This is a genomic window from Candidatus Caldatribacterium sp. (assembly GCA_014359405.1).
GTDB classification, from domain to species: Bacteria; Atribacterota; Atribacteria; order Atribacterales; family Caldatribacteriaceae; genus Caldatribacterium; species Caldatribacterium oleiphilum.
The window spans coordinates 1-2,584 of record JACIZN010000175.1 but is presented as its reverse complement, the minus strand read 5'-3'; the positions used below and the strand labels follow the sequence as shown (position 1 = coordinate 2,584).

The following is a 2,584-nucleotide window of genomic DNA, read 5'->3' as shown; positions in this document are numbered from 1 at the left end:
GGTTATGGACCACATATTTTCTCTTCGTCATTTCGGGAGGTAGAGTATTAACCGGTCCACGTACAGAATAATCTATGCTACCAGGAGCTATAGCTTGGGGTAAGCCCAGGAGGGAAGCAGACTCTAATCGGCAATCTCGAATAGCGGCATGGAGACCCCCAACCACAAGGTCAGCAAGCTCATGGAGGTTCATATCGAGTACGCCAATAAAAACACCTTCTTGGATCAGCTCTTCCATAGCAATACCACCAGTACCATTTTGGTGAAAGGCAACTACCTGGAAACCTCTTTTCTCAAGCAACTTCTTCGCATGCAATGCGCCTTGTGTTGTGGTCCCCAGCATAGACATAGCCACAAGCCTGTTCCCTTCGCCCACCTCAGCGGAGAAAATAGCGGAACTCCTAACCATTCCACAAATTGCGGCAGCCGCATTCTGAAGAACCTTTTTAGTCAAGATGTTTAACCCTTGCAAGTCTACCACTGAGTGCATAATTGTCACGTCTTTGGTACCAACAAGAGGACCAAATGTGGTCGTTCCACAAGCAATCGTCGAAAGCATAAACTTAGGAACTCCAAAGGGTAAATCACGCATAACGGAAGTAGCAATATTTGTACCTTGTGCCCCTCCAATGCCAACTACACCTGAATACTTCCCTTGCTCATATAGCGCTCGAGCTACTTTTCTTGCTCCTTCAATCATGGTTCTTATACATGTACCTTTGTCACCTCTTTCAAGGAGTTCCCTAATATCTGTTCCCGCCGCAGCGGCAACTTCTTCCCTCGAAATGTCAGGTCTACTCTTCTGTGGAGAAGCCAGAATACCAACGTCCATCAATATGGTCCCTAAACCTTCTCTCCTAATGGCTTCGCAAAGATAAATTGCCTCTTCTTCCTTGGTATCAAGAGTAGCGATCACCAAAATAGCCCCAGGTTTAGAATCCTCATTTGGCTTCCATCCCACAGGACTCATCTTCGTAACCCCTTTTCTAGCCGACCAAGCTAATATTGCTTGCTCTTCAACCCTTCGAGAGAATCCCCTCAATCTTCTCCATCGCCTGGGAGAACTCTCGAAGGTTGTAGGTCTGAGCACTTGAAGCAGCAATGTCCTCCATGGTGAAGCCATCGGGTTCAAGGCTTCTTCGGGCAAAGTCGATTTTCGAGAACTTTGTTGCTGCTGATTCGGGAACCTCGAGAGGACGCTTTGCTCTTTCTTCCCGGAGAAGAGTCATACCCCACTCTATGGCCTCGGGATTCATGGTGATGACCACTGGGAGTTTCGAAATCTCCTCAAGGTGGAGGTAGGCGTTCCCGGGACCTTTCCGTGTGGAGCAGACAAGAACCTTAGCAGGGGATTCTAAGGCTTTGACCTCTTCGGTGGCTCTTTTGGCCATGAGGATGCCAAAGAAGCGTACGTCCTCTTCTTCAAGGGTGATACCTTTTGCCTTTGCCTCTTCGGTGAGCTCCGTTGAAGCCTCCCAGCGGCCAAGCATCATGGTGATGACCGAGCGCCAGGCGCTGTAGTCGACACCTCGGGCTTTCCCCTTCTCGTAACCTCGCTTTATGGCCTGGGCTACCTGGACAACCTGAGGAACGCAGAAGCAAGAGGTGGCATTCACCGGAACACCGAAGCTCACGATTTCTTCCATGACCGCAAGACCAGCACGGGTAGCAGGAATCTTAACCATGAGGTTGGGGCTCAAGCGGGAAATCTTCAGAGCCTGGAGGACCATGGTTTCCTCATCGGTACTCTTCCGGGGATCGACCTGGAGGCAAACAAAACCGTACTTTCTTCCTCTTCGATAGAAGTTTGAGAGGAACTTATCCGCCCCGAGCTTCCCCACCATCATGTAGAGGTCAAACCATTTCGGTCGGGTATCCCCCGAGAAAACTCTCCCAAACTCCTGGACTCGAGAGACCACCTGGGGACGAGATTCAAGAAGACGCAAAACAAGAGGGGGGTTGGTGGTCACGCCATCGAAGAAGAAAGTCCCTCCCTCGTTGTGGGACATGAAACGATGGAGAATTGCGAGAACCCCTTCATCAGCGCCTTTTGCCTTGAGATTCGAGAGAAAGACCTGGTAGTACCCTGGATGGGCATCCCACCAGAGCTCGAGGTCAGGATTCCGCTCTTTGAGGCCCTCAAGGAGTCTGGGGTTGAAGGTTGTTACACTGCCTTGGCTCATGGGAGAACCTCCTGGTGTTAAAAGTAACACGAAATTTATTTAACTTTTCGCCTAAAGGATACCCTGGGTAAGTGTCTCTGTCAAGGGGTTCTAAGGAGGCTCTCGAAGATTTTCACCTCCTTACAAGGAGAACTCGCGGGATACAAGGGAATAAAGAGGCCTGCAGATTTCAGGAAGCTTTCAAGGAACCAGTACGTGAACCGCCGCTTGGTTCAAAAAGCGAGCAAAGCATTGGGGGCATTCGGTGTATTGTCCACGTACTCCCCCCTGTGCCGATGGTAGTGTCTCAGAAAGTGTGTCCTCGGGGCAGCATGGTAGCCTTCCCAAGGGAAAAGACTTTCGAAAGGAGGAAAGCTACCATGCAGAAGGAAACACGTGACGAGATCGTGAAGGCGTTTGCG

General features: G+C 50.3%; 2 protein-coding genes. Both read right to left on the bottom strand.

Going from position 1 to position 2,584, the window contains the following annotated elements:
* Window positions 1–970: Tm-1-like ATP-binding domain-containing protein (locus H5U36_10030; GenBank protein ID MBC7218443.1), on the bottom strand; the 970-nt coding region annotated here is incomplete at its 3' end.
* A gap of 46 nt (window positions 971–1,016) precedes the next feature.
* Window positions 1,017–2,009: a hypothetical protein gene (locus H5U36_10025; GenBank protein ID MBC7218442.1), complete on the bottom strand. Its 993-nt coding sequence runs from the start codon at window positions 2,007–2,009 to the stop codon at window positions 1,017–1,019.
* Window positions 2,010–2,584 lie beyond the last annotated feature (575 nt).

Bases quoted from the DNA above. Each gene is read 5' to 3' on its own strand.
- H5U36_10025 (MBC7218442.1), bottom strand. From the start codon at position 2,009: ATGTCCCACAACGAGGGAGGGACTTTCTTCTTCGATGGCGTGACCACC.